Source organism: Aeromonas sp. Y318-1 (assembly GCF_027706125.1).
Classification (GTDB): Bacteria; Pseudomonadota; Gammaproteobacteria; order Enterobacterales; family Aeromonadaceae; genus Aeromonas; species Aeromonas hydrophila.
On the sequence record NZ_JAPDCM010000004.1, the window covers coordinates 1 to 26,774 of the forward strand.

The 26,774-nt window shown below is 61.6% G+C and carries 19 protein-coding genes; all 19 read right to left on the minus strand.

What is annotated here, in order from left to right; translation table 11 throughout:
- Positions 1–71 precede the first annotated feature (71 nt).
- Positions 72–1,625: a hypothetical protein gene (locus tag OKB87_RS06980; RefSeq protein ID WP_270826944.1), complete on the minus strand. Its 1,554-nt coding sequence runs from the start codon at positions 1,623–1,625 to the stop codon at positions 72–74.
- Positions 1,626–1,634: 9 nt separating this feature from the next.
- A complete protein-coding gene (tssI, locus tag OKB87_RS06985) occupies positions 1,635–3,680 on the minus strand; it encodes a type VI secretion system Vgr family protein (RefSeq protein ID WP_270826946.1) in 2,046 nt (681 codons plus the stop codon).
- A 10-nt stretch (positions 3,681–3,690) separates the two neighbouring features.
- Positions 3,691–3,978 carry a type VI secretion system PAAR protein gene (locus tag OKB87_RS06990; RefSeq protein WP_017411057.1) on the minus strand — a complete coding sequence of 96 codons (288 nt, stop codon included), beginning with the start codon at positions 3,976–3,978 and terminating at the stop codon, positions 3,691–3,693.
- Positions 3,979–4,235: 257 nt separating this feature from the next.
- Positions 4,236–5,666 carry a VasL domain-containing protein gene (locus tag OKB87_RS06995; protein WP_270826947.1) on the minus strand — a complete coding sequence of 477 codons (1,431 nt, stop codon included), beginning with the start codon at positions 5,664–5,666 and terminating at the stop codon, positions 4,236–4,238.
- A gap of 46 nt (positions 5,667–5,712) precedes the next feature.
- Positions 5,713–9,198 carry a type VI secretion system membrane subunit TssM gene (gene tssM, locus OKB87_RS07000; RefSeq protein WP_270826948.1) on the minus strand — a complete coding sequence of 1,162 codons (3,486 nt, stop codon included), beginning with the start codon at positions 9,196–9,198 and terminating at the stop codon, positions 5,713–5,715.
- Positions 9,199–9,239: 41 nt separating this feature from the next.
- Entirely contained in the window at positions 9,240–10,685 is a 1,446-nt protein-coding gene (tssA, locus tag OKB87_RS07005) for a type VI secretion system protein TssA (protein WP_270826949.1), read from the minus strand.
- Positions 10,686–10,693: 8 nt separating this feature from the next.
- On the minus strand, positions 10,694–11,299 hold the full coding sequence (gene vasI, locus OKB87_RS07010) for a type VI secretion system-associated protein VasI (RefSeq protein ID WP_242795204.1): 606 nt from the start codon (positions 11,297–11,299) through the stop codon (positions 10,694–10,696).
- Positions 11,299–12,837 carry a sigma-54-dependent transcriptional regulator VasH gene (gene vasH / locus OKB87_RS07015; protein ID WP_270826952.1) on the minus strand — a complete coding sequence of 513 codons (1,539 nt, stop codon included), beginning with the start codon at positions 12,835–12,837 and terminating at the stop codon, positions 11,299–11,301. The genes vasI and vasH overlap by 1 nt, the downstream gene beginning before the upstream one ends.
- A 2-nt stretch (positions 12,838–12,839) precedes the next feature.
- Complete coding sequence (tssH, locus tag OKB87_RS07020; RefSeq protein ID WP_270826954.1) at positions 12,840–15,482, minus strand: type VI secretion system ATPase TssH; 2,643 nt, start codon at positions 15,480–15,482, stop codon at positions 12,840–12,842.
- Between the two features lie 20 nt (positions 15,483–15,502).
- Entirely contained in the window at positions 15,503–16,282 is a 780-nt protein-coding gene (icmH, locus tag OKB87_RS07025; protein WP_010634228.1) for a type IVB secretion system protein IcmH/DotU, read from the minus strand.
- Positions 16,283–16,304: 22 nt separating this feature from the next.
- A complete protein-coding gene (tssK, locus tag OKB87_RS07030; protein ID WP_201886334.1) occupies positions 16,305–17,639 on the minus strand; it encodes a type VI secretion system baseplate subunit TssK in 1,335 nt (444 codons plus the stop codon).
- A gap of 2 nt (positions 17,640–17,641) precedes the next feature.
- A complete protein-coding gene (gene tssJ / locus OKB87_RS07035) occupies positions 17,642–18,157 on the minus strand; it encodes a type VI secretion system lipoprotein TssJ (protein WP_167826556.1) in 516 nt (171 codons plus the stop codon).
- Entirely contained in the window at positions 18,157–19,407 is a 1,251-nt protein-coding gene (gene tagH / locus OKB87_RS07040; protein WP_263308576.1) for a type VI secretion system-associated FHA domain protein TagH, read from the minus strand. Before tagH ends, tssJ begins: the two co-directional genes overlap by 1 nt.
- Positions 19,408–19,463: 56 nt before the next feature.
- Positions 19,464–20,462 carry a type VI secretion system baseplate subunit TssG gene (gene tssG, locus OKB87_RS07045; protein WP_207136889.1) on the minus strand — a complete coding sequence of 333 codons (999 nt, stop codon included), beginning with the start codon at positions 20,460–20,462 and terminating at the stop codon, positions 19,464–19,466.
- Positions 20,426–22,192, minus strand: coding sequence for a type VI secretion system baseplate subunit TssF (gene tssF / locus OKB87_RS07050; RefSeq protein WP_011705715.1), 1,767 nt, complete (start codon positions 22,190–22,192; stop codon positions 20,426–20,428). Before tssF ends, tssG begins: the two co-directional genes overlap by 37 nt.
- 3 nt (positions 22,193–22,195) lie before the next feature.
- Positions 22,196–22,627: a type VI secretion system baseplate subunit TssE gene (gene tssE / locus OKB87_RS07055; protein ID WP_043163045.1), complete on the minus strand. Its 432-nt coding sequence runs from the start codon at positions 22,625–22,627 to the stop codon at positions 22,196–22,198.
- 6 nt (positions 22,628–22,633) lie between these two features.
- A complete protein-coding gene (gene tssC / locus OKB87_RS07060; RefSeq protein ID WP_043163044.1) occupies positions 22,634–24,112 on the minus strand; it encodes a type VI secretion system contractile sheath large subunit in 1,479 nt (492 codons plus the stop codon).
- A gap of 38 nt (positions 24,113–24,150) precedes the next feature.
- A complete protein-coding gene (tssB, locus tag OKB87_RS07065) occupies positions 24,151–24,654 on the minus strand; it encodes a type VI secretion system contractile sheath small subunit (protein ID WP_011705712.1) in 504 nt (167 codons plus the stop codon).
- A gap of 672 nt (positions 24,655–25,326) precedes the next feature.
- A complete protein-coding gene (locus OKB87_RS07070) occupies positions 25,327–26,697 on the minus strand; it encodes a tetratricopeptide repeat protein (RefSeq protein ID WP_270826958.1) in 1,371 nt (456 codons plus the stop codon).
- Positions 26,698–26,774: the final 77 nt, after the last annotated feature.

Genomic DNA, 26,774 nt, shown 5'->3' on the forward strand with positions numbered 1-26,774 from the left:
TGGGGCATGCAGTCGTGGCAAGCCCTCCGATGCCATATCGGCTCTTGAAGCTGGCTGAGGGTCATGGGTAATCAGGTATCCGTATCGAAACTCTTTACTAATTCGGTAAAGAAGGTGGGTGGCGCGTCAGGATCCAAATACCCATCGGAACTGGAACCATCGACCTTTTTAAAACCAATCTTCAACCAATCATGCTGGCTCAAAAGCTCCACTTGCTCTTTCTTGACATATTTTCCTGACGATACGCTGAGCCACTCCTGCTTGGCAGTGTCTTTTTCAAGCTTGGGTGATTCAACCAGTTCTTCTTGGCTTTTGTCAGCAGTCGCTACCCAGAGATCTTTACCATCCTGCTTTTTCTTTTCGTATAAGACGAGTTCCGCCGGGACCTTGGCATAGGTAGCACCGCCTTTTGTTCCCGCCTTGTTGGCCAGCACATCGTCAAGACGAGGATCCTGGGTGAAGACTTCAAGATGGACTTGATGCTTGCTCTTTTTGCCTCCAATCAGAGAGCCTGGCGTTTCCACCAGGCAGAGATAGCCTATGGTCTCACCTGCGGCAATGGCCACGGGAGATGGCAACACATATAACTCACCGAGATGGGAAGGTGTACGCACATTTACCTTGATAAATTCATCTTCGACGCACACCCAGGCCATGCCGCAACTACCCGCAGCACCATCTGCATTCGGTGTCACATATTCGCATCTGGCCATCTTGCGCGCCTTGTCACCCACCCAATGGAATTCGAGTCGGTGGGCATCATACTTCAACTTGGTACCGGCAGGCAGAGAAACACTTTTCTTTCCCACCACCGGACGACCTGTAGGCCCATCAACTCCAGGATCCGCACGGCCAACCATATTAGTCAGCAGTTCCGCCTCTATCTGATCGAATAGCCAGGTAGGCAGGTTGGGTTTAATCACCTCAACAGCGGCCGGACTATTGGCGATCCAGACCGAACTCCCTTGACTGACCACAACACCGGCCTTCTCGGCCTCTTTCATCTGGGTATTGGACAGCTGGCTCTTGATCGTCACCTTGATGAAATCATACTCCTTGTCCCCAACGCTCCCCTTTTGAGGAGGCGTGTTACTGTCCATTTCCAGTTCGGTATCTTTAGGTAGCGTGAAGCGCGGCAAGGCGGCATCAACACGCTGCTGCTCGGCATCAGGATTGGCATGGGGAACGGAATTGCGCGCATTCCATCCCTTCTTCAGTACCAGCTTATCGGTACTTTGGTACTGATCCCAAGGCAGCAGATGCATATAGAGCGAGTAGAAAGTGAACTCGTTTTTCGCCTTGGTCTCTGCATTGATTTCACAATATTCGTGCTGTACCAGGCAGAAGCAGTTGGAATAACGCAAGGACTCCCCCTGAAATTCAGAGGTCAGGTAATCCTTCATCATCCGGAAGGCCACCACCTTGCCATCGGCCATGGCTCTGACAGGATACTTATCCTTGCACCAAGGGGCACTCTTGTCGCTGATATGAATGCCACCATGCCATTTGTTGTGATTGCCAAGAAGATAGTGGCCCGATTGCTCGCCATTGATCAGCGCCGTCAATGCCTTGGCATCTTTGAACTCTTCCCCTTTGGCAGTGAGGATGGGAAATGCAAACTTCATGCTGTTTCCTTATTCAGAAAAGAGGTAGAACGCACCGGGCTTCTCTTCTTTCAAGAGCGCCTCCATCGCCTTCTCGGTGGGGATGGCCTTGACCAGTTCAGCCAAGTCAGGGGCTTTCACCACTTCCACGCCTTTGGGAGTAACGGGAGGCTGACCTGCCCAGCCAGAGCCTGACCCTGCGCTGCCGCCGGCGTTGAGCTTGATGGCGGGGCCCACCAGCTTGACGCCGCTCGGGTCAACTTTCACAAAGCTGCCGCCGCCCTTGAGGGTGATCTCGGAACCAGCCTCCAGCACCAGCTTGTCGCCCACCTTGATATGCACTTCCTGCCCGGCTTCCACCAGCAGCGACTGCCCCAGCTTCTGATGCAGGCTGGCATCCACCGTCAGCGAGTAGTCGGCTTTTATCTGGTCGCGCTTCTCACCCTCCACTGTCAGGTGGTCATTGGCCTTGATGCGGGTCACCCGCTCGTTGTCGATATCCCGATGTTCGTCGTGCTTGATGTGCCACGCCGCATCGTTCTCGATAAGCACGTTCAGGTCTTTCTGACCGTGGATGTAAATCTCTTCCTTGCCCGCCTGGTCTTCAAAGCGCAGCTCGTTGAAACCCTCACCCTGATGGGTTTCGGTGCGCAGCACGGTGCGGGTCTTGTTGGCCGGCAACTCGTACGGCGGCCGGTTGGTGGCGTGGTAGGTGCGACCGGTGACTATGGGCTGGTCCGGGTCCCCCTCCAGGAACGAGACAATGACCTCGTGGCCGATACGCGGGATGGCCATCATGCCGTACTGACCGCCGGCCCAACCCTGGGAGACCCGCACCCAGCAGGAGCTCTGGTCGTTGGCGCTGCCGTAGCGGTCCCACGGGAACTGCAGCTTCACCCGGCCGTGTTCGTCACAGTAAATCTCCTCCCCTTCGGGGCCCACCACCATGGCGATTTGCGGGCCATCCTCCATCGGCTTGTGAGGGGCCTCCGGGCTGCCGATGCGTGCCCGCCAGGTGGTGCTCGCTTTCACCACCCCGAATTCGTTGTGGTAGACGGTCGGGCCGCTGCCGCCTTCTTCTTCCAGCGCCTGCGGCTGCAAGCCGGTGTGCTGGATGCGCACGATTTGCCAGTCGGTGTTGAGGCTGCCGTTGGGGTGTTCGGTCAGCGAGAAGCTCTGCCCTGGCAGCAAGGCGGCGCTGTTGGACTTGCCACTGCCCGCCACCGCATCGTTGCGCAGCGCATCCAGCCGATGTTGGGCAAACGCCTTGCCGCTGCCATCCTGCTTGTAGCGGCCCGGGAAATCGAAGTGCTGGTAGGTATCCCGTTGATGCGCAAGCTCCGCCCCCACTTTCTTGTGGGAGAGGCCGTAAGCCGGCGTCTTGAAGCTGTAGTCTTTGAGCTCCACATCCGACGGGCGCACCGCCTCCCGGTAGTGGAACTGGCGCACATAGGGGCCTTGCTCGAGGGAACGGTTGCCGAGGTTGAAGAAGAGCTCGGGGCCTTGGGTCAATGCCGCCGCATCGTCGGCAAACACGATGCGGTGCTTGCCCGCTTCAAACTCGTGGAAGTAGAACATCCCCTCTTCGGCGGCGAGGCGGTTGACGAAATCGAGGTCAGTTTCCCGGTACTGAACACAGTATTCCCGCTTGGCATGCTCGTTCTTGAGGGCAAAGGCATAATCGGTGATGCCGTGCTCTTGCAACAGGATGGAGAGGATTTCATCGGGCTTTTGCGCCTGGAAGATGCGGGAGTTCTGGCGCAAAGAGAGCCGCCACAGCGCCGGCTGCACCAGCAGCTGATAGCGGGTCCTGCGAAAACCGCTGTCACCCTGCGCGAAGTCACTGACCACCCCGCAGACCCGGCGCTGCAGCTCGCCGTTGTACCACACCAGCAGCTCGCACGGCTGGTCCAGCACGGCGCCAAAGTCGATGTCGGGTTGGCTGCTTGCCAGCTCAAGGCGCAAGTTGAATGACCGGTTGAGCCCTTCATCCAGCGCAAACTCGGCCACCACGAAGGTACTCTCGGGCAGGGCCCCCACCTTGACGGTAAATTGTAATCCTGTGCTGTCTGCCATGAAGCGCTCCTTAACCTGCCTGTCCGCTGCCTGAACCAATCACCACGCCGCCACAGCCAACGGCAGTGCCGGTCACGGCGATGGGTTTGCCGTTGACCAGCACAGAGCCGACGCCGCCCGAGATGCTGCGCGGATGGGGTGGATTGTTGGGTTTGTCGTGGGGGGCCAGCGGATCACCCTGGCGGGCCACCGGCTTGCCATCGAGGAACACATCCGGGCTGGCAGCAATCACGGGGGATGGGTGGAAACCATCGTGGTCGGTGCCGATGTCACCGAGCAATGCAATAGAAGGGCACATCTGGATTCTCCGTGGGGCAACCATGGTGCAAGCGCAGTCTGGTGCAGAGACAGTTGGAACGGCGACCCAGCAGCCTCCATGCCATGGCCAAGTCGTCCACAATCACATTAAAAATCAGTCAATTACGATTCAAGCTCGCGGCATCTGACCAATCTGCTGCAATCCATTGCGCAAGACAGGGCAAGTTTCCCGGCAAACCTTGCCTTGCCAGTCAAACTCACCACAGCTTGCGCAATTTTTTGCTCAAGGCAGCATTTTCAGCTACCAGAAGCGCCCTGCTGCAGCTGATAGAGGCGGATATTGAGCGCTTTCAGATCATTTTCCAGACTCTTCAGCTCGGCAGCCGTGATGGGCTCCTGGGAGGCTTTTCTCGCCTCCAGTTCACCGAGGCGCAGACTGAACGGAATGTTCTGCATCAGGTTCTTCTGCACTTCGTAGAGCTGGGATTTGAGGTAGGAGATGGTCACCGTCTTGCGCTGGCGCTCCAGCTCCAGCAGCTGATCGAGCAGGGCATCCACCCCGGCGCGGGCATCCAAGTAGGTGGGCACGCTGATGACATCCCCCTGCTGGCCGCCAAGCTGTGCCTGCCACTGCTTGTCCAGCGCCTTGACCGCCAGCGAGTCGGGATAGAGCATCAAGAGCGAGTTGCGCAGCCCCTCGCCGTAGCGATACCAGTAGAGCGGCGACGTCTGCTCGAGCCGGGTCAACTGATTCTGGTAGCGGGCCACCAGATCGCTCTCCATGTTCTGCAGGGTCTGCTCCCCCAGCACGATGCGAGCCTGACGAATGTCGTCATAGTTGAGGGCTCGGGGCAGCTCGGCGGCCGGTTGCACCAGACGCTGGGCCGCCACGGTTTTCTCCTGCTGATGTTGCTGCCAGCCGAGCCAGCCCATCACCGGCAGGGCGCAGCTGAGCAGGCCGCAGCCAAACCAGAACCAGGCGGGGCGCTGCCGGCGGTGCTGCTCAATCTTCAGCACGGTGGGCTTGACCTGCCCCTTCTCGCGCCCCACCAGAATGCTGCCCTGGGGCAGGTGCGGAGCAGATGCCGAAACCGTGCTGCCGTGATCACTCTCCATGTCTGACTTGAAGAACACCATGGGCGGGATCTGCAGATCCTCCTTGAGGCCCGGCTCGTCAGAGACGATGACGATCTCGGTCTCATCGAACAGGTGGGTATACCCCTCGATGAAGTGCACCAGATTCTCGACCCGGGGAATGCGGCTGAGACCCGCATTGTGCAGCTTCTCGCTGATGAGCTGCAGCGCCCGCTCGCAGCGATAGATCAGCCGCTTGTCCTCGTGGCTGATCTGGTACTGGCGAATGACGTCGCTGATGCGGGCGATGAACCAGTCGAGCATCTCGATGCGGGCCCGCTCCTGATGAACCGGTGGCCAGAAGCTCTCCCACTGGGTGACGATGAGGTTGGCGAGAAACTCGCACCCTTCGGTAAAACCGCTCAGCCCCTGCAGGCGCGAGCGCGCCAGGGTGAAGTAGATGGCGGTCTGCAGATCCACCCCGTGTTTTTCGAAGATAAGGCTGGCGAGCTGATGGATCCGCTGCCAGTCCACCTCGGGGCGCGAAGCGTGGCTGAGCTTGTTGATCTCGGCCCGCAGCGCCTCGTACTCCGGCAACATCCTGGGGTCGCGCCCCACTTTCAGGGCCTGCTGACCTTGTTGATTCTGTGACATATGAACTTCCAACGCAGGAAGGGGGCACAACGTGCCCCCGACGCGATCAATAGAGGGATTCGGGCAGTCTGAACTGGCTGAACAGGCCGCCGGTGAAGGGGTTTTGCGCGCTGTCGGTGTAGACGCGATAGGTCATGGCCCCCTGATCCACCGGGAAGCGCACATCGAAGGTGGCGTCATTGACCTGGGTCAGCTCCCCCTTGTCCATCAGGCGGAACATGGCCCAGGGGCCGACGAAGCCTTCGCTGCGCGGTGAGCGCTCGCGGGCGGCCGGCACCAGGGTGATCTTGCTCTCGGCCCCGTCGCGCATGGTGTTGGGCCACACCAGCGGGATCTTGGTACGGCGGCCATGGGCGTATTCCAGCAGCTGGCCATCCAGGTTCAGCACGCTGCGCCGCTTGTTGGCAGTGAGCTCGATGGGCTCGAGGGCGAACTGCACCTCCAGGTTGCCCTGCTGACTGAAGAAGATCTGACGGATGCGAGCCGCACGGTCCAGCTGTTTGACCAGCTCGGCCTGGATGGGCGAGCTGAACTCCCCTTCCATCAGGCCGCTCTCCACCATAGGCTTGAGGTTGACCTGATAGAAGCTGTCCAGCGTCCCGTTAGGTGCGAAGAAGCGCTCCATCTCCGAGAGGGGCACATCCTTGTTCGAGCTCGGATCAAACGGATAACGACCGGCCAGCTGGCTGTTGAAGGGGGCCAGCACCTTGTCCTGCCACTCCTGATTGAGGGAGGACATGGCCAGGTCGATCACCAGTCGCGAGCTCTGCTCGGAGAGCTGACCCACCCAGCGATCGAGCGGGGCCGGCAGACTGCGGGCATATTGCTGCAGGGCGAACACCGGATCGGCGTACTTGTTGGTCATGCGCAGCTGCACCGCTTTCAAGGCGGACTGGCCCGGCTCGGTGGCGTTGACGATGAGCTCCAGGTAGTGCTGCAATTCCACCAGCTTCTGGTTGACCTCGGAGATGAGCGGCCCCTGCTCGCCGCGGCCGCTGAGCGCCGCATTGGTGGCCATGAAGGGACGACCGATGCGGGCGCTGATGGCCTGGGCCGGGTCCCCTTCCACATCGGAGATCTTGCGAATGCGGGTGTTGTCATCCAGCGAGGCCAGTACCCGCTGGAACGGCTGATCGTTGCCAGTGATCGCGGCGAGTACGTCCAGCGCCTGCTCCGGGCTCTCCAGGGTCTGCACGTCCAGATTGGTCAGCAGTTTTTGCCACTGGTTGACGTAATCGGTGACGTAACGGTCGTTGACCTGACGGGTGATCTCCTTGCGATCCGCCTCGCTCAACTGACTCAGCTTGCGCTGGCCCAGCACCCAGGCATCCATCGCGGTGAGATCGATGAGCGCCTTGTCCTGCTTGAGGAAGAAGTCGTTGAAACCGGGCCAGGTCAGCAGCCGCGGCACCTGGCCGGCGTTGTCGCTGCGCAGGGCAAACACGGTGTCGAAGGTGGGGCCTACCTCGTCGCGCACGTTGAGATCCGGCGGCAATACATCACCGGCCTTCACCACCAGATTCTGATAGACCCGCTGATACATGGGCAGCTTGCCGAGCTCGCGCTGGGCACCGTAGACCGGCTCCTTGAACGGCACGAAGGCGGTGATGGCGGCCTGATCCCGCTCGGCCCTGGCGCCATACCAGTTGGTGTGATCGAGGGCATAGTCCAGGTGCCCCATCAGCTGCTCCTGCACCGCGCCCTGCCCCGGGAAGGCCTTCTGCCAGCGGCTTGCCATGTACTGCGCCACCAGCTCCTTGTTGCGACCGGAGGCGTCATCCAGCATCCGCATCACCCGCAGGATGGCGAGCTTCTCCTCGCTGCCGGCAGGCGCCTGGTTGAGATCCTCAAGCAATCCCTGCATCTGGGCCGGCAGGAAGCGCAGGCTCAACAGTTGTAGGTAGGAGCCCTCCACATAAGGACCAATCTCGTCCCCCTGGTAGAGGCCAAGATCCGCCACCAGCGGCATCCGCTCGCGGTAGTTGCCAAAGGAGAGGGTCGCCTCGCGAATAAGGTTGAGGCGCGGCAGCTGGCTCACCCCGAAGGCGTGGGCGTCGGCCACCTCGTTGGTCTCCATGAAAGCCTGGGCCTTGGTCAATACGTTGCGACCCGCCTCCTCGTTGACCCGGTAGAAGTAGTGCCAGCCACCGATGAGGGCGGCCGAGAAGAGCGACAGACAGCTGAGGCCGATGGCCATGCGGCGCCGGCGATAGAGGGTATGCAGTCGGTTCTCGCCGGCCAGATGGGCCTCCGGGAAAATGATGGAGGAGAACAGCTGGCGCACGAAATAGGTGTTGGACTCCCCGCGCAGGGCCGAGTGGATGGGCTCTGGCAGGTTGTAGCGGCGGGAGGCCGCCTGGGCAAACGCATCGAACGGCACCCCTTGCTGATAGACGGAGCTGACATAGACCCCGCGCACCAGCAGTGGCTTGCTCTCCTCAATGGCCAGGGTCTCGGCCAGCAGGCTGGTCACGTAATCCTTGAGGCCCGCCAGCTGGCGCACGAACGAGAACAGCGCGTTGCGCTGGGCGGCATCGAGCCGGCTCAGCATCAGTTCGGGCAGATTCTGGTTGAGGTTGTCCACCCACTGATCCCAGAACTGGGCCAGATCCTGTTGCCAGTCGGCACCCGGCTTGAAGGTCACCCCCAACACGGCCTCGCGGGCCTCCTTGTCGAGCTGCTGGTAGATCACCTCAAAGCCGCGCAGCAGATCGAGCTTGGTGAAGGTGACATAGAGCGGCAACCGGGTATTCATGGTGGCCGACACCTCCTGCAGGCGCGAGCGCATCAGCTGGGCATAAGCCTTGCGTTCGGCCACGCTGGCGTGGGAGAGCCAGGCCAGATCCACGGTCAGCACCAGGCCGTTGAGGGGCTGGCGACGGCGGTGTTCATTGAGCCAGCCAAGCAGGTGCAGCCAGAGCCGCTCATGCTTGCGCGCCTGCGGATCCAGTTCGGCTTCGCTCTGGGAGAGCAGCACACCGGCGGGATCCAGCATCACTGCCTGTTCCCCCAGCCAGCAATCCACCAGCTGATCCTGCGCCACGTCGCGCAGTTCGGTGTCGAGTCTCGGGTTGAGCTTGTTGGCCGGGTTGGCGCGGTGAATGAGGCTGCTCTTGCCGCTGCCGGGCAGGCCCAGCACCAGATACCAAGGCATGGCGTAGAGCGCCCCCTTGCCCAGATGGGTATTCAACGCCTGCAGCCAGCGATCGAGGAACAGCGTCTGCCTGTCGATGAGCCCCTTGACCGGGTCCTGCTCCAGCACCACCTCGTGCTGACGCTCGGCCTTGAGCTGCTGCATCTTGCGCCACACCCGCCAGGAGACCACTCCCAGCAACAACCAGAGCCAGAGCAGGGTGAACACCACCCGCCCCCACAGCGGCTCGAACGGCTTGGCGCCGCGCACCTCGAGACGAGGGCCCAGCCACCACACCAGAATGAGAGCCAGCACCCAGAGCACAGCACCGAGCAGGGGCCAGGAGGGTTTCAATTTCGGCAGCTGTTGCCGCAGAAAAGTAAAAATGGTTTTGAACATAAAATGTGATCCAACTCCGACTCAATGACTCATTTCGGCATTCATTTCGACAACGGCGCCGCCAGGCTCTCCAGGCGATTGACCAGCCCGGGCTCCCAGTGCGACAACCCGAGGCGACTGGCCTCTTGCCACAAGTGTTGATAGTGCTGGCGCGCAAGCGCCTCCATGCCCTCCTGCGCCAACAGCTCCGCCTGCACCAGCAAGGCGTGGAAGCGATCTCTTGGCTCTTTCAACTGCGCCATCCGCTCATCGAGCAGGGCGAGCGCCGCCGCGACCCCCTGCTCGCCGTGGCGCTGGGCGACCTCCTCGGCCAGCCCCGCCTCGCCACTGCCCGCACTGCCGCCCTTGGCCGGTTGCAGCCAGCGGCTGCACTCGGGGGAGAGAAACGGCGAGCCATCGCTGAAGGCGAGCTCCCGCAGGGCCGGCAGGCGCTGCAGAAAAGTCCCGAGCTCCTCGGCGATCGCCTGGGCCACCGCCCCAAAGCCGAGCTTCTGGGCCACCTCGGCCGAGAGCCTGTGTCCCTCGAACCAGTAAGGCGCCAGGGTCAGGCTCTGCTCGATGCGCTGCCAGAGCCCCTGATCAGGGGCGTTCATGGCGGCGCGGTACTCGTCCACCATGTCCGCCGACATGGGCGCCAGCGGGGTTTTATTGCCCACCCCGCTCATGGGGACCGCCGTGATCCCGGCCCAGACGGCGTGACGGCGCAGCCGATAGCCCACTGCCGCCTCCGGCTGGCGCTCGATCAGGAGCTCAGCCACCTTGAGCTGGGTCTGACGCCAGGCACGATCGTTGGAACTGTCGACGTCGACGCCAGCACTGCCGCCACCGCCGCTGAGTACCATGGCGCCGGCACCGCTGGCGGTCGACGCCACCGAGGCCGGGGAGCCCGCAGCCGCCGCGCCGCTGCTCTGGGGCTGCCCTGCCGCATTGGCCTCGGCCTGTGCCACCTGCTGGCGCTGGGCCCGCTTCAGCCCCATCACCAGCGGGTCAAGCAGCTCCCCCTTGTCGGGACACTGCGCCAGCCAGACCCGCTCCAGCTGCTCGGCCTGGGCCAGCAACTGGGCCAGCTCGGCTGCCGAGGCGCTCTCGCAAATGCGCGGCAGGGCCCCTTCGAAGCGCTTGACGATCTGCACCATCAGCCGCTGCTTCTGGCTGGCATTGCCGGGCCAGGCCAGCAGCCAGTAAGCCTGGATCCAGGCCTCCAGCAGGCTGATCGCCGCCCCCAGCGGGGTCGCCTTGGCCGGGTGCTGCAGACAGCGCAGCAGCTGGGCCAGCACCCGCATGTCCTTGGTGCGGCTCTCCAGCAAGCCGAGGCAGGCCTCGGCCACCGCATTGAGATCCACCTGGCTGTGAGCGAGGGATCCCAGCTTGACCAGCTCGGTCTCCACGTAGTCCCAGCGCGGCTCGTCGGCCAGCACGGCGCCTCTTATCTGTTCATCCGGCAGGCTGGTGAGCAGGCGTGCACACCAGGGGTGTTGATAGCTCATCGCCCCTCCTACCAGCGGCACTGCTGACGCAGCGGTGCCAGCGCCTCTTTCAGGCCGCTCAGGTCAACCCGCAAGAGGGCACCGTTGTCGGCCCGCACCTGCAGCTCGCGATGGCCCTGCCAACGCTTGAGCTCCTCGATGGCGGGCAGGCCACGGCCATATTCCAGCAACAGACCCTGATCCCGGATAAACCAGCTCTGGGAGCCGGCACTCGGCTGACCATCCAGCTCGACCTGCACTTTCTCGCCGCTCCAGGGGCTGTCCAGCCGCAGCCGGATATGGGTGATGCTGTCGACGCAGCCGATGGCCAGGGTCGCCCCGCGCAGTGCCGGGCGGGTGAGGGTTTCACTGCCACTGCCGGCGTCACTTTGCAGCAGAAAGGGCGCACTCGCTGGCGTGCGGGCCTGCTCCTGGGCCCAGATGGCCTGCCAGGCCGCCGACTTGGGGGCTGTCCCTTCGGCTACAATGACCGCGCCATTGCCGATGGCGTCGTAGCAGGCGAGCCGTACCAGCGGCGAGGGTTCCTGCCGGCAGGCCTGCCAGCGCGTCATGTCCAGCGGAACCTCAGCCGCACTGGTGGCCAACAGCAGCGGTAACAAGCCGAGGATGCTCATCAGTTCACCTCCAGTTTCTGGCACTTGTGATCCAGGGTGCGCTTGGGAATGTTGAGGCTCTCGGCCACCAGCATCCGATTGCCCTGGAAGTGGCGCAGCCGCGCCTCGATGACGGAAGCCTCATACTGCTGCATGGCCCGGCGCAGATCGCGGATGTGGTTGTAGTCGTCCATGGTGCCGGGCAGCTCGACGCAGACCCGCTCGCGCAGCTCCGGCGGCAGCGCCTCCAGCCCCACCTCCTCCCCGGAGCGGGTATGGGCACAGGCCACCTCCAGCAGGTTGCGCAGCTCACGCACGTTGCCGGGGAAGTCATAGGTCTGCAGCTGTTTCAAGAACTTGCGCTGCAAGCCGGCGAGTGTCTTGCCATCCTGGGCGGCAAACTGGACCATGAAGTGCTGGCACAGCAGCGGCACGTCGTCCATGTGTTCGCGCAGGGGGGCGATCAGCAGCAGGCACTGACAGAGGCGGTGATAGAGGTCGGCCCGAAACTGTCCCTCCTCCACATGGCGGGTCAGCGGCTGATGGGTGGCGGCGATGAGGCGAAAATCGGAGTGATACTCCTGCTCGGCCCCGAGCGGCCGGTAACTGCGGGTTTCCAGCACCCGCAGCAGCTTGGCCTGCATGGCAGCCGGCATGTCCCCCACCTCGTCCAGAAACAAGGTGCCGCCGTTGGCCTGGGCCACCAGCCCGGTCTTGTTGGCAAGGGCGCCGGAGAAGGCCCCCTTCTGGTAACCAAACAGCTCGCTCTCGATGAGGTTCTCCGGAATGGCGGCGCAGTTGATGGCCACAAAGGGCTTGTTGGCGCGATCGGAGCACTGGTGCACCAGCCTTGCCACCACCTCCTTGCCGCTGCCGGTCTCCCCCTGAATGAGCACGGTCAGCTTGTGCTGGCCGGCCTGATTGATCTGCTCGCGCAGCCCGCGGATCACCGCCGACTGGCCGACCAGCTGGTCGCCGAGCAGCTTCTCGTGCTGACGCAGCCGCTCCCCCTCCCCCTTCATCTGACGCAGGGAGTCACGCAGTACCCCCTGATCCCGCCGGCTGCGACCGAGATCGCGAATGAGGGTGAGCTGGTTGCAAAAGACCTGGGAGAGCTGGGCCAGCTCGGGGCCATCGGCCCAGGCCCGCAGCACCTCCCCTTCATCCATCAGGGCCAGCACGGCAAACGGCTTGCCGTTGCCATCCAGCAGCGGATACGCATGCAGCCCGCACTGCTGGCCAAGGTTGGCCAGCAGTGCGCGAAAACCGGCGTGCTCGATGCGGGCACCGCCGTAGAGGGAGTCCCAGGTACGGGACTGGGCCTTGTGCAGCACATAGGCAAGCGGGTGGGAAAAATCGTCCACCGCCAGCCCCAGCGCCACTTCCTTCCCCCTGACCCAGCCTTGGCACTCCAGCTGGCGGCCGCTCACATCCAGCATGCCGAGCAGCAGCCCCCTGGGCTGGAAGCTGGCATGGACGGTCGAGCTCCACCAGTGGCACAGGTGCGGCTCATCGCGCTGGGCGGTGAGGGCCAGGGCAAATGCGAGGGCTTGCTCCATACTCAAGCCCCCACCTCGGCCACAAACTGGTGATCGGCCACGGAAAAGTGGACGCGCTTGATGGGTTCACCGGCCGAGAGGCGCTGCAGCAGTTGCAGGGAAACAGGCGGCAGCAGGGCACCGTCGATGACGGATTCGAGCATGCGGGCACCGTTCTCGCTGCGATTGGCCCGCAGCAGGATCTCCTCGGCCACCTCGTCGTCCAGCACCACCTCGGCGCCAAAGCGCTCCTTGAGCAGCTTGACCAGCCGGTTGAGCTTGCCGCCCACGATCTGTACTAGCGTGTCGTGACCCAGCGGCAGATAGGGGATCACCTCCATGCGCGCCAGCAGCGCCGGCTTGAAGAAGGCGGCGAGCTCCGGATAGAGGGCGTCCAGCAGCACGTCGGGCTGCTCGGCATGATCGACGATGGTCTGGAACCCGAGGTTGGAGGTGAGGAAGAAGACCACGTTCTTGCAGTCGATGATGCGCCCTTCCCCGTCTGCCAACTCGCCCTTGTCGAACGCCTGATAGAAGAGGTTGAGCACGTCCGGGTGGGCCTTCTCCACCTCGTCCAGCAGCACCACGGAGTAAGGCTTCTGCCGGATGGCCTCGGTCAACACGCCCCCCTCACCGAAGCCGACGTAGCCGGGCGGCGAGCCGATCAGGCGCGAGACGGTGTGCTTCTCCTGATACTCGGACATGTTGATGGTGGTCAGATACTGGCGACCACCGAACATCAGCTCGGCAATCTGCAGCACGGTTTCGGTCTTGCCGACCCCGCTCGGCCCCACCAGCAGGAAGGCGCCGAGCGGACGGCCGGGCCGACGCAGGTCGGCGCGGGCGGTGAGCAGGTGCTTGTGCAGGTGGGCCACTGCCACATCCTGCCCCTTGATGAGCTCGCCGAGGTACTCCGGCAGGCGGGTCACCACATCCAGCTCCCCCTGGGAGATGCGATTGAGGGGCACCCCGGTCCACTCGGCGATGACGGCGGCAATCTGGGTCTTGTCGACATGGGCGGAGACCAACACTTCCCCTTGCTGCAGCTCGACCAGCTCGCGCTCAAGGCTGGCCAGCTGCTCGGCAGCGGCCTGCGGATCGAGCGGCGCATCGGCGAGATCCAGCGCCTCTCTGGCCAGCATCTCATCCTGCTGATCGGCCAGCAGCGCCGCGCGCAGCTCGACAATCTGGTGCACCAACCCCTGCTGCTGCTGCCAGCGGGCCTCCTGCTCGGCCAGCTCTTCGCGGCAAGCCTGCTGGGCCGCCTGCAACTCGGCCAGGCGCTCTGCGTTGTCACCGAGACCTATCAGGCTCTGGCGCTCCAGCTGGCGGATCTCCAGCTCGCGCTGGCGCAGCGCATTTTGCAGGTGGCTGACCGCGCGCGGCGGCGTGGTGAGGTTGATGGCCACCCGGGCACAGGCGGTATCGAGCACGTCAATCGCCTTGTCCGGCAGCTGACGGCCGGAGATGTAACGGGCGGAGAGCTGGGCGGCAGCCTGCAGCGCCTCCTCGTCGATCAGCACCCCGTGGGCCTTCTCGTAGATGCTGCGCAGGCCGCGCAGGATCACGGTGGCCTCGTCGGCATCGGGCTCACCCACTTTCACCAGCTGGAAGCGACGCGACAGTGCCGCGTCTTTTTCCACGTATTTCTTGTACTCACCCCAGGTGGTGGCGGCGATGGTGCGCAGCTCGCCCCGTGCCAGCGCCGGCTTGATCAGGTTGGAAACATCCAGCCCGCCGGCCTGGTTGCCGGCCCCGATCAGGGTGTGCGCCTCATCGATGAACAGGATGACAGGTTGCACGGCGTCCTTGACCTCCTGCATCACCCCCTTGAAGCGCTTCTCGAACTCCCCCTTGACCGAGGCGCCGGCCTGCATGGCACCGAGATCCAGGGTCATCAGCTCGACCCCGCGCAGCTTCTCGGGCACCTGGCCCGCCACCATGCGCAGGGCCAGCCCCTCAATGAGGGCGCTCTTGCCGACACCGGCCTCCCCCACCACGATGGGGTTGTTCTTGCGACGACGGGAGAGGATGTCGATCATCAGGTCGATTTCGTGATCCCGGCAGAGCACGGGATCCAGGCTGCCCTGGCGGGCCTGTTCGGTCACGTTGACGGTAAAGCGGGCCAGCAGGCTGGCATCGGCCGGCAGGGCTGCCTGTGCCGTCTTGCCGCTGGGGGCGGTGGCAACTTGCGTCTCGGCGGACTCCTTGACCCACTCGTCGAACTGCTGGCGCAGCAGCTCGCGATTGACCTTGGCAAGCAAACGAGTCACCGAACCCGGCAGGTAACGCTGGGGGGTCATCAGCAGCACCAGCAGCATGACGCCGCTGCGCAGCTGGGCATGTTGCAGCTCGGCGGAGGCGAGCAGCCAGCTGTCTTGCAGCCACTCCACCAGCATGGGCGAGAAGGAGGGGTAACCCTGGCCATAGCTGCCGTCGGCAGCGGACGGTTGCAGCAGGGTCTTGAGCTCTTCCACCTCCACCTCGGCCACCTTCAGGATCTGGCGCACGTCGCTCAGCGGGGTCTCCAGCATCTTGAGCAGCAAATGCTCGATGCGGATCTCGGCTCCCTGGTGGTTGACGCAGAGGGCCGCGGCCTCCTCCAGCATGTGACGGCAGATGGGGTTGAGTCTTTCCACCAGTACCGGTAGCTCTATACGAATCAAGGCGTGCTCTCCTTAGGTATTTATTTTAATAATTCGCCCAGTTGACGCAGTACGTCCTGGGTCTGGTTATTGAGTTGGTGGTGATAGAGGCCAAAGATCAGCGCCAGGATCAGCGCGCCGCCCATGAACAGGCTGCGCAGGGATACCTGCTTGCGCAGCTGATAGCGGGAGGCCTGCTGACCCAGATCGAGGTGAAACACGCTGGGCGCCTCGCCGCCGGCCTCGGGGGCCAACTGCTTGTGCAGCTGGCGGACGATACGCTCGAACTCGCCTTGTCCCTTGCTCATCACCTTGTAACGCCCCTCGAAACCGAGGCACAGACAGAGGTAGATGAACTCCAGAATGTCGCGATAACGCACCGGGTCTTCCTGCAGGCGGGCCAGCAGCACGAACACCTTCTCGCCGCCCCAGGTCTCGTTGTGAAATCGGGTCAGCAGGGAGTGCTCGGACCATTCGCTTTGACTGCCCCAGTCGCGGCCCATCACGGCCTCGTCGATGAAGGTGCAGAGGATGTAGCGAAACGACAGCACCACCCCGTTCTCGTAGCCCTGGGCCATCAGCTCCTGTTCGATGGCCTGGATCTCGGTCACCACCCGCTGGTAGAGCTCGGGCACCCGGTCGTAGCGCGACAGCAGGCGCACCCGCTGCACCAGCCCCAGCAAGGGGGTCACCGCATCGATCATCGGGTTGATGCTCTGGCCGCGCAGGCGGAACCAGTAATCCGAATCCATGTCCAGCTGCTCGGCATGATCGAACAGCAGATCGCTGAGTTGCTCGTTCTTGATAATGTCCGTGGTCATCTCTGCTTATTCCTTGGTGCGATCACTGGCTGCGAATGGCCCAGAGCTGCATGTCGAGCTCGGGGAAGTCGCCGGCGATGTGGAAGGCAAGGGTGTTGCCCACCGCCAGCATCTGCCAGGCCGGGCTCTGCCGGTCGAGCTGGAAGTAGCTGTAACCGGCGTGATAGGGCAGCTGGCGCGGCGCCACCGGCAGCGGCAGCAGCGGAATGCCGGGCAGCTGCAGGCTGATGAGCTCGCGGATCTTGTCGCTGGAGGCCACCTTGGTCTGCTGCAGCAACTGCTTGCGCAGCTGCTCCTGCGGCATGCGGGCACGCACCGCCAATACGAAGTCGGCGCTCTGCATCAGCTCGCTCTCGTTGACCATGGCCACCATAATGCCGTACTGGTGCTTGCGCAGCTGGATGGAGACGGCGCGCGGCGACAGCACGGTGCTGAGCGCCTGGCGCAGGGCCAGCATCACCGGCTCGAAGCTCACCTGCTGATCGTCGTGACGGTAAGCAGAGAACTCGGGCGGCAGGCGGGACTCGTCGGTAAAGGTCATCAGCTCGCCACACAGCTGCACCAGCGCCTCATGCAACCGCTCGGGGTGCAGGGTGCCAAGGCGCGCCAGATGGGAGAGCTGGGGCTGTGCCCGGTTGAGCAGCTGCAGCATCATGAACTCGGCCACGTCGGCCACCCCCTGCTGACCCGGCGCGGCAATGCGCTGAGAGAGGCTGCGAGCCCGTTCGGCCACGAGGCCGGCCGACTCGCCGAGGAAGCGCTTGAGGGTCGGGATGGCGGAGACGCTGATGCTGCAGGGCATGAAGTTGGGATCCAGCACCAGGCCGCCGTCCGGGCGCTTGTCCAGAATGCGGGCGATGGCGAGCGACGCATAGGCGCTGCGATCTTCCCGCTCCAGCATCAGCCGCAGACTGACCCGCCCCACTTCAAGGGAGACCACGTCCCCCCCTTCGCTGTGCAGATCGCGCACGTCGTGGCGATGGGCCTGCAACCGGGTGGCCACCTGGCCGCCCTGATTGACCTCGTTGACGCCGCTCACCGAGAGCGGCAGCGCCAGATAGACCTTCTGGTTCGCCACCGAGGCGTCGGTGACCTCCAGCGGGGTCGGCAGCACGTCGTCATTGGGGATGTTGAACACGGTCCCGTCCGGCAGAATACCGGTGGCCCCCACCAGGGCGATGCGGCCAAAGCCCAGGTAATCCTCGTTGATGGCGAGCGACTGCAAGCCATAGAAATAGTCTGACAGCGCGCTCAGGCGAGCGTGCAGCGCGTAATCCGAATGTCTTTGTTGTTGCTGGAAGTGCTGGGGCTTGATGAACAGCCCCTCACGCCAGATAACCCGATTTCGACTCGACATGGTTATTCTTCTTCTTTTTGCAGTTCCACTTCATCCAGGCGCAGGTGCACCAGGATTTGATAAGCCGCTCCCTTGCTCTTGATCTTGATGACCTTGCGCCACTCGGCGCTGTCGGGGTCGGCATAGCGTGCGATCACCCCGATGTAGCGGGTCTTCTCGTCGAGCTTGATGGGGGGCAGGTATTTGAACTGGCCCGGCAGCAGGGTGTAGTCCTGATGGTCCAGATAGTTCTTGCCAAGGGCCTTCTCCACGTCCGCAGTCACCTGGTCGTAGTCGGTGGCGAGCAGTTTGGAATCCTCCGCCAGCAGCACCACCTGAAACTCGATGGGCGCCGCCTCCCCGCTCTCGTTGGGGTTGACGTCAGGCTCCGCCAGCAGGCTCAACCCCAGGGTTGTCGGTTGACTGTCATTGCTGCCCACCTGGATATCCGGGTTCATGGCCACGTCGGCCATCTTGCCCATGGTGGTACAACCTGCCAGGGCCAGCAGCGCGGCGCCCAGCATCAGCGCACGTATCATCAAATCAGTCCCTGTTGCTGACGCACGGCCTGGTCATAGGCCTGGGCATACACCTGGTGAAACAGCTTGTCGAACCCCTGTTGGCGGGCGGAGGTGAGCTCGCGGTAGTAGTGCTGGTACATGTCCCAGGCCCAGCCTTCGTCGGCCGTGCCCGGTGCACCGCTGCGGCGGTATTGCTCGAAGCGCCCCAGCAGCGCCTGCGGCGAAAACGCCTGCAGGATGCTGTCCAGCGCCGCGCCGATGGCCTGCTGGTTCGCCACGTGGTGGATGCGCACGTTGTGCAGGCTCTCGGCCACCGCCGCCGGTGCACTCAGGTGGACCGGGCTCTTCTGCTCGGCAAACAGCACCGCCAGGGTCTCGTCATAGTCGAGGCCCAGACGCAGCGGGTTGTCCTCGATGGGGCGCAGATGCTTGTCCGCCAGCGCGGCCTGTTCGTTTTGCAGTTGCAGCAGCCCCTCCACCATGGCCCGCACCGTCTTGCCCATCTCTTCGAGCATGTCGTGGGCCTGCTGGGTGTCCTGCAGTTGCAAGGGTTGACCCAGACCGCGCATCAGCGGGGTCAGGGCCACGTGGTCGACGCCGTCCAGCGACAGCTGATAATCGGGATGGTTCTCGATGGCGGGCATATCCAGAAATTCTTGGTTCATGGTGTTCTCGACAGCAGAAAAAGGGGCAAGAGGGGGGACGTCCACATCCGGTTGTGAACGCAGTGAAGCCTGCAGGCGAGCGTCCGCCAGCGGGCCATCCATCAACGGATTGGGCGCCCTGCGCTCCTGCTGCAATGCCAGCAAGGGATCGGCCGCCAGGGTACGCGGATCGTCAGCCGGCACGACCGGCTCATCGCTGGTCAGCCACTCGTCGAGCTGCTCGGTGGGGCGGTTGCCCAGCACCTGTTGCAGGCTCTGCTCGGGGGTGATGGCCCCCAGATAGGCGCGCAGCCGGAACGGGCCGACCACGAGCTCGTCCCCCTGCTCCAGATGCACCTTGCGGGCCCGACCGATGGGCGAGGTGGCACCGTTGATATAGGTCTGGCCGCTCAGATCGCACAGGCAGAAGCGACCGTCGTTGAGCTCGATGCGGGCGTGGGCGGGCATGACGGCCCCCAGCCTGTCGCGCAGTTGCCAGTCATCCTGTTCGGAGGCCCCCAGGGTCCCCCCCATCTCGTCGAAGCGGTACTGCACCTGCTGGCTGCCGTCGAGCTGTTCGCTGTTGAGCACCACCAGGGAAAGTTGCTGGTTAAAATCGTCCACAGTTACTCCTGCACTGATTCCTGTAGTTAAATTTTCTGCGCTGCTGATGTCTGCACTTATTCCTGCACGCAGATGGTCACGAACGGATCACTCGGCGGCTGGCCGAGAAAGGTACTCCACCCCAGGCGGGCACTCTGCTCTTCCCCCAGCCTCAACCCCCTCGCCTGCTCCTGACCAAACCCCAGGCGCAGATCCCAGGCCAGCTGATCACGCAGGATGAAGGAGACAAAGGTCACCAGGGCGTGAAAGTGCTCCCCGTTCGGCAGAAAGCCGAGAAACTGGCCAAAGCTCAGGTTGTTGATCTTCAACAAGAACTTGCCGGCACAGTCATTCACCTTGTCACCGATGACAAAATCGCTCCCCAAGGTGGCGCAGGCGCCGCCGAGGCGATTTTGCTGATCCTCATGAATAGGCACCTTGCGCCACTGCCAGGCACTCACCTGCACGTCGGCCAGATCGAAGCAGTGGGCCACCAGACCGGCCACCACCTCGGGGGAGCGGCTGGGGCTGGCCAGCATGCCCGCGTAGGAGAGCATCTTGGCCCGGTTGACCGGCAGGCTCTGGCAGACCGCCTCATTGCCAAGCCCCACCAGGGCGAACATCAGGCGGGAGAAACCATCCTCGCCGTTGTCCTGAAACCGCACGTGGTAGCGATACTTGCGCCAGATCCGGTGCAGCAGGGTCAGCAGACGGTGGTGGAAGAAGTCCAGAAACAGGCCGAGCTTCTGCTCCCCCTGGGCGTACTCCCACGCCAGCGAATCGAGGTAATAGCCGGGCATCGGCGACTGGCTGCCGTGCAGGCCGAGGAAGGCCACCTCCAGCTCGTGGCGGCCCTGCCCGTCCCGGCCAATCTGCAGCACGTCGCTGGTGGGAAATCCCAGAGAGGCGGTCGCCTTGAAGCGGATGTTCTCGTCACCCGGCAGGTAGTCGAGCCCTCGCTCCTGATCGGCGCCATCGAGCCGGTTGAGCAGCTCAACCAGCTGGAAGAAGTTGAAGCGGGGCGCCTCCCGGGTGGCGTTCACATCAGGGAGTGCTGACCGATCTGGACTGGCCATTGGTAGCGCTCCTTGTTGTCGAGATTGACCACCTCAAGCAGGTGGAAGGCGTTGACGCTGGCATAGAGCGAGAAGAAGTGGGCCAGCACGGTACTGAACAGATAGAGCTCCCCTTCGCTGCCGAAGGCGGACTGGCGGATGGAGAGCACCGACTTGAGCCCCCGCACCGGCATGCCGCGCACCAGCCGGTCCACCGGCTTGGTCTCTATCTCCTCGATCCCCGCCAGCCGCTTGCGCGAGGCCTGCTCGGCCTGCTTGTCGTGCAGCGCCGGAAAATCGTAGGTGCGCAGCACCTGTACCAGGGCATCGCGGCGCAGCAGGGAGACATAGTTGAGCGACAGGTTGGATATCAGCGTCCAGTGCAGACTGCCGTCCAGCGCCGGGCGCAGCGGCCGGGTCGGCCGGATCAGGTTGCGGAAGGTGGCAAACGAGGGCGAGCTGCCGGTCGGCACGCAGACGCTGCCCACCTTGAGACGGGCGGCGCGGGAGCGGTTGGTGCAGGTGAGTGTCACCGAGATGGATTCATCCAGTTCGACCGTGGTGGTTTCATCCCCACGCACGAACGAGAGGCTGTGTTCGAAACCATCCCCGCTCACCGCCTCCTTGACCCGCACCCGGTAGTAGAGCGCCAGCCGCTGCTTGGCCCGCTCGATCTGGTGCTGAAAGCTCTCGAATGGCTGATAGATGCGCGGCGTACCGCGGGAGCGGCCGAGGTTCCCCTCGACCCAGCCCTCCACCTGATCCACCGAGAAGATCTCGAAGCTGTCGGCGTGGCGATAACTTGCCTTGAGGGGATACTCCGCCTGACGGCCATTGAGGTTGACCGGCTCGCTGTCGTGCTGGAACAGGTTGATGGCCGGCACGCAGTTGAGCATGAAAGAGTCGGGACGGATCTTGAGCTCCGCCGGCAGTGGCCGATCGAAGCAGAAGTGCACCTTGAATTCGCTCACCGGCAACGGCTGTTTGGGCCACTCGCCACCGGAGAGTTCGAAGAAGAGGAAGCTTTCCGGGAAGCAGAAGTACTCCTGCAGGATCCGGTAGCCGGAATAGACGTTGTTCGGATAGGGCAAGAGTGCGTCATCCCGCTCGAAGCCAACCGATTTGAGGGCCTTGGCCTCCTGGCGAAAGCGCTTGCCGTCGATCTCCAGCTCGATATGGGAGAGCTGGTTGGAGAGCCAGAAGTAGAGCTCATAGGCGGTGTAGCTGTCGCCACCAAGGAAAAAGCGCAGCTTGTCCAGCTGCAACTCGCTGAGCGGCAAGGGGGCATGCAGGGCGATGTCCAGCGAGATGGTGGAGAGATCGTTGCCGCTCTGGGCCGCGATATGGCGGATATCGGCCGGATAGACCCAGGTATCGTGACAGGTCTGGAAATGACAGGTCACCTCGTCCAGGGGCAGACTGTCAAGCTGGCAGCCTTGCCTGACCAGCGCCGGCTGGGCGATGGCCCCCGGAATGACCGAAAACTGCATGATGGTCATGCTGGGCACGGGACGCAGGTAGTTGGGCCAGAGCATGTTGAGCAGACCGTGGGTCAGCTCGGGAAACTCATCCTCAATCTTGGCGCGCAGGTTGCCCGTGAGGAAGGCGAATCCCTCCAACAGGCGCTCCACGTCCGGATCGGTATTCTGCTCCGACAGAAAGCGGGTGAGCTCGGGATAGGCGTCGGCAAATTCGCGCCCTTGCAGGCGCAAAAATGCCAGTTCATCCCTGAAGTAATGTTCCAGCGACATTGATCAGACCATGCGGTAGTGACGGTGACTGTCCATATGGACGTTGAACGAGGTAACTTGCTCGATATGCTCCAGCCGCACGTGGGCCGTCACCTGAAACGACATCTCAAGCGGACTCGCCTGATAGTCGGGTGAACGTACATCCACGTGCACGATCCGCGGCTCATAGCGGCGGATGCATTGCCGGATCGCCTCCCGGATCCGCCCCTTGATGTCAGCACTGCCCTGGGTGGCGTCATTGAGATCGATGACGCCAAGCTCGGGGGCACTGCGACAGTTGCCGGGACGGGTGTTGAGAACCTGCTCGAGCTGTCGTTTGACAGATGCGATCAGTTCCTCAGACTCCGAGCGGGGAGAGGAGCCAAGCCCCTCCCCCCGGATACGATCAAACAGGCTGGCCGCATTTCCTCTATCCCAGGAAGAGAGATGCGGCATCGGGCCTTATTCCTTGTCCAGACGACCTACCAGAGAGAGCTCGAAGCTCGCCCCCATGTACTTGAAGTGTGGACGCACTGCCATGGCGACCTGATACCAGCCCGGCTCCCCCTCCACATCCAGCACCTTGATCTGGGCGGCACGTAGCGGACGGCGGCTGCGGACCTCTGCCGGCGGGTTTTCCTGGTCTGCGACAAACTGCCGGATCCAGCTGTTCAGCTCACGCTCCAGATCCTGACGTTCCTTCCAGGAACCGATCTGCTCGCGCTGCAGCACTTTGATGTAGTGCGCCAGGCGATTGATGATGAACATGTAGGGCAGCTGGGTACCCAGCTTGTAGTTGGTCTCAGCCTCCCGCCCTTCCTTGGTGTTCGGGAACACCTTGGGTTTTTGTACCGAGTTGGCGGAGAAGAAGGCGGCGTTGTCGCTGTCCTTGCGCATGGTCAGGGTGATGAAACCCTCTTCCGACAGCTCGTACTCGCGACGGTCGGTGATCAGCACCTCGGTCGGGATCTTCGCCTGCAGCTGACCCATGGCCTCATAGACGTGCACCGGCAGGTCGTGGATGGCGCCACCGCTCTGCGGGCCTATGATGTTCGGGCACCAGCGATACTTGGCGAAGCTGTCGGTCAGGGAAGTGCCCATCAGGTAGGCGGTGTTGCCCCACAGGTAGTGATCGTGGTCCGAGCTGATGTCTTCCTGATAGTTGAAGCCCTTGATGGGGTTTTCGGTCGGGTCGTAGGGCAGACGCGCCAGGAAGCGCGGTGCGGTCAGTCCCAGATAACGGGCATCTTCCGACTCACGCAAGGCGCGCCACTTGGTGTAGGCCGGCCCTTCGAATACCGATTTCAGATCCTTGATGGAGGACAGGTCGGTAAAGCTGTCGACGCCGAAGAAGGATGGCGCCACAGAGGAGATGAACGGCGCATGGGCCATGGCCCCCACCGCACTGACGTATTGCATCAACTTGATGTCGGGTGCGCTGTGGGTGAAGGCGTAATCACCGATCACGGCCCCCACCGGCTGGCCACCAAACTGACCATAACCGCTGGAATAGACATGCTTGTAGAGGCCGGACTGGGTGATTTCGGGTGAGAACTCGAAATCTTCCAGCAACTCTTCCTTGGTGGCATGCAGCACCTGGATCTTGATGTTCTCGCGAAAATCGGTGCGATCCACCAAGAGCTTCAGGGAGCGCCAGGAGGACTCCATCTCCTGCAGCTCCTTGGCGTGCAGGATGACGTCCATCTGCTTGCTGAGCTTCTTGTCGAGCTCGACAATCATGCTGTCCACCAGCGCCTTGTTGACCGGATCGCTGGTGGTGCCGCTGTCCAGAATGTTGGCGATCAGGGCTGCAACGCCCTGCTTGGCGACGCTGTAGCCCTCATCCACCGGGGTAATGCGGGCCTGCGCCATGATTTCGTCCAGCAAGGACGAGGAGGCAGCACTCGCCCCCGCTTGAACCTGTTCTTCGACCAAAGACATGTTTGTTCCCTTCTCGTTCAGTCAATCCAACCCGGCGATCACTCGGCAGGCTTAATCAAATCCAACTCCTTGAGCAGCTGCTCACGAGCTTCATCACTGGACAGCAGATCCTGCAAACGATTGCGGAAAGCAGGAATATTCCCCAGCGGCCCCTTCAGGGCAACCAGCGCTTCGCGCAGCTCCAGCAGCTTGCGCAGCTCAGGTATTTGCTGGGCCACGCGGTCAGGGGTGAAGTCTTCCAGAGACTGGATATTGATCGAAACCGGCAACGCATCCTGGCTGTTCTCTTCCAGACGATTAGGAACGGAAAACTTCAGTTCCAGTGCGGATTCTTTCATGACGGACGAAAAATTATTCTTGTCGATGGAGACGGTCTGACGCTCCTCGATCGGGGTGTCTTCGGTACGGCCCTTCATATTGCCGACTACCATCATGGTCAACGGAAGTTCAACTTCTCCCTGCTGCCCACCGGTCGCCGGTACATATTTGATATTGATACGTTCTTTGGGCGCAACGGTAGCGCCATCGATATTTTTTCCCATGCTCTAAATACCAAGTTATGGATCTACAGAGACCCAAAAGCTTATAGCCGATGGATTAACCAACAACTGTCAAAAATGACAGTTGACGATATGGGTGGATATCGCAAGGAAAGTCCACAGGCCAACAGATATGCTTTTGATATGAATAGAGCAAAGCTCTAATAATCAAAAACATAATATTCACGTTTGTATTTATACAACCCGATGTGCCTCTACTCTTTGTTAGAGGTCATATTTGCTTAAGGCGCCATTTGCGGCAGATGGTATATTCACAGGCAATAACCCGTCAATAAGACATTAATAAAACAAGCAAAACAAAAATAAAAAGCACAACAAAAACAGAAGGTTACCTAAACCCACAAATCTAAACAAACATTTGTGGCATATTACCCACATCAAATATCAGAAAATAATTTCACTTTTCAACAATTAAAAATGTTATTTTTCATCATTAACGACTCAATACGTCACTTACTGTCGAAAATATAATGCCATCCATGCGTCAAACTGTGCCGCGACAGCACACAATAGGATTCCATTACATGAAAGGACATGATAAGCAGCTTTCATCAGCTAGCCAGAACTCATTGAAAAACCAAGAAAACAATGCATTGCCATCGTAATGAGATCATTGAAAAGATGAGTTCCTAGATTGAAAGGTAATTCCTCTACTTAACCAGGAAACAATTCCAGCTGATTTTTATGTTGTAAAAACCAATGCTGCGCCAACTTTTGTCCAACACTTTTTTCTTTTTCCGTCATGCCTTTTTCCAGTTCATCACGGGCGTTGACAGACGCTTGATTACCATCTGTGGCCGCCAACAAATACCATGCATAAGCATGCACTCTATTGCGTGGTGCTCCCAGCCCCTGTTCACGCATGATCCCCATGCGATATTGGGCGATTCTGTGCTGGGCATTGGCAGCCAATCGATACTGTTTGAGCGCCTGCACATAATCTTCCTTGCCGCCCAATCCCAACCGCAGCATCTCGCCATAGGCATAACGGGCATCGACGTCACCCTGTGCTGCAGCCAGTGCAAAATTCTGACGAGCGGTCACAAGGTCCCCCCGTTCTTGCTGCCATTGCGCCAATGCCAGCTGAGCCTGGCTCAATCCCCCTTCTGCGGCACGCGTCAACCAATGCTCTCGCGCCGCAGCATCGCTCTGTTGCAGGCTCAACTGATATTCGGCTTCATGAGAACCATTGCCAGCAGCCAGCTCCAGCCAATAACGACCCAAGGCAAGATCCTGAACGACCTTTTCTCCTGCCAGATAAGCCTGCCCCAGCCACAGTTGAGCTGGCGCAGACCCTGCATTGGCAGCCCGCTGATAGAAACTGAACGCCTCCTCAGGTGCAGCTTTGCGTGCCAGGATCAGCAAGGCATCCGGTTGCTGCTGGGCAGCAGCCTTCTCAAACCAGCGCTGCGCCACATCGCTGCGTTTGCTTACCCCCTGCCCCTGCTCGTAGCGCAATCCCAACTGATATTGCGCGTCGCGATTGCCTTGCTCAGCGGCTTTCTCCAACCATTTGACAGCATCCACATCGGCTCCAGGCTGCTTGGCATACCATTGCCCCAGGATCAGTTGCGCTTCGGCATGATCCCGTTTGGCTGCCTGCTCGAACCAGTCGAGGCACTCGCTTACCAGCTTGCCTTTGTGCTGCTGACAATTCCTCCCCAGCTGATAACTGGCTTCACGGTTGCCCAGCTTGGCCGAGCGCTGCCACCAGTTCTCGGCTAATTGAGGATTCTTCGGCTCACCCAGACCCACCCGATACCAGCTTCCTACCTGCAGAGCCGCTTTTCCTCGAATGTCGGCATCCGCTGCCAAAGGCCCTGCTTGATCCGCGGCCTGCTTCATCCAGTGCATCGCCTCGGGATAATCCGGCTTGGCCGCCAAACGATTGGCCAGCTCATATTGCGCCTTGCCTTGGCCCTGCTGAGCGGCTTGAATGAGATCGGATTCAGTCTGTGGTTTCGTAGTGGAACAAGCGGCGAGCCAATGGCTCGCCAGTACCAAACATAATGTGCGGTATGTCATCGTTTGTATCTGCAAATAATGAAGATGGAAGGGTGGCTGTGTACATAATGCTTGCTTACAACCAGATAGACTTTCTA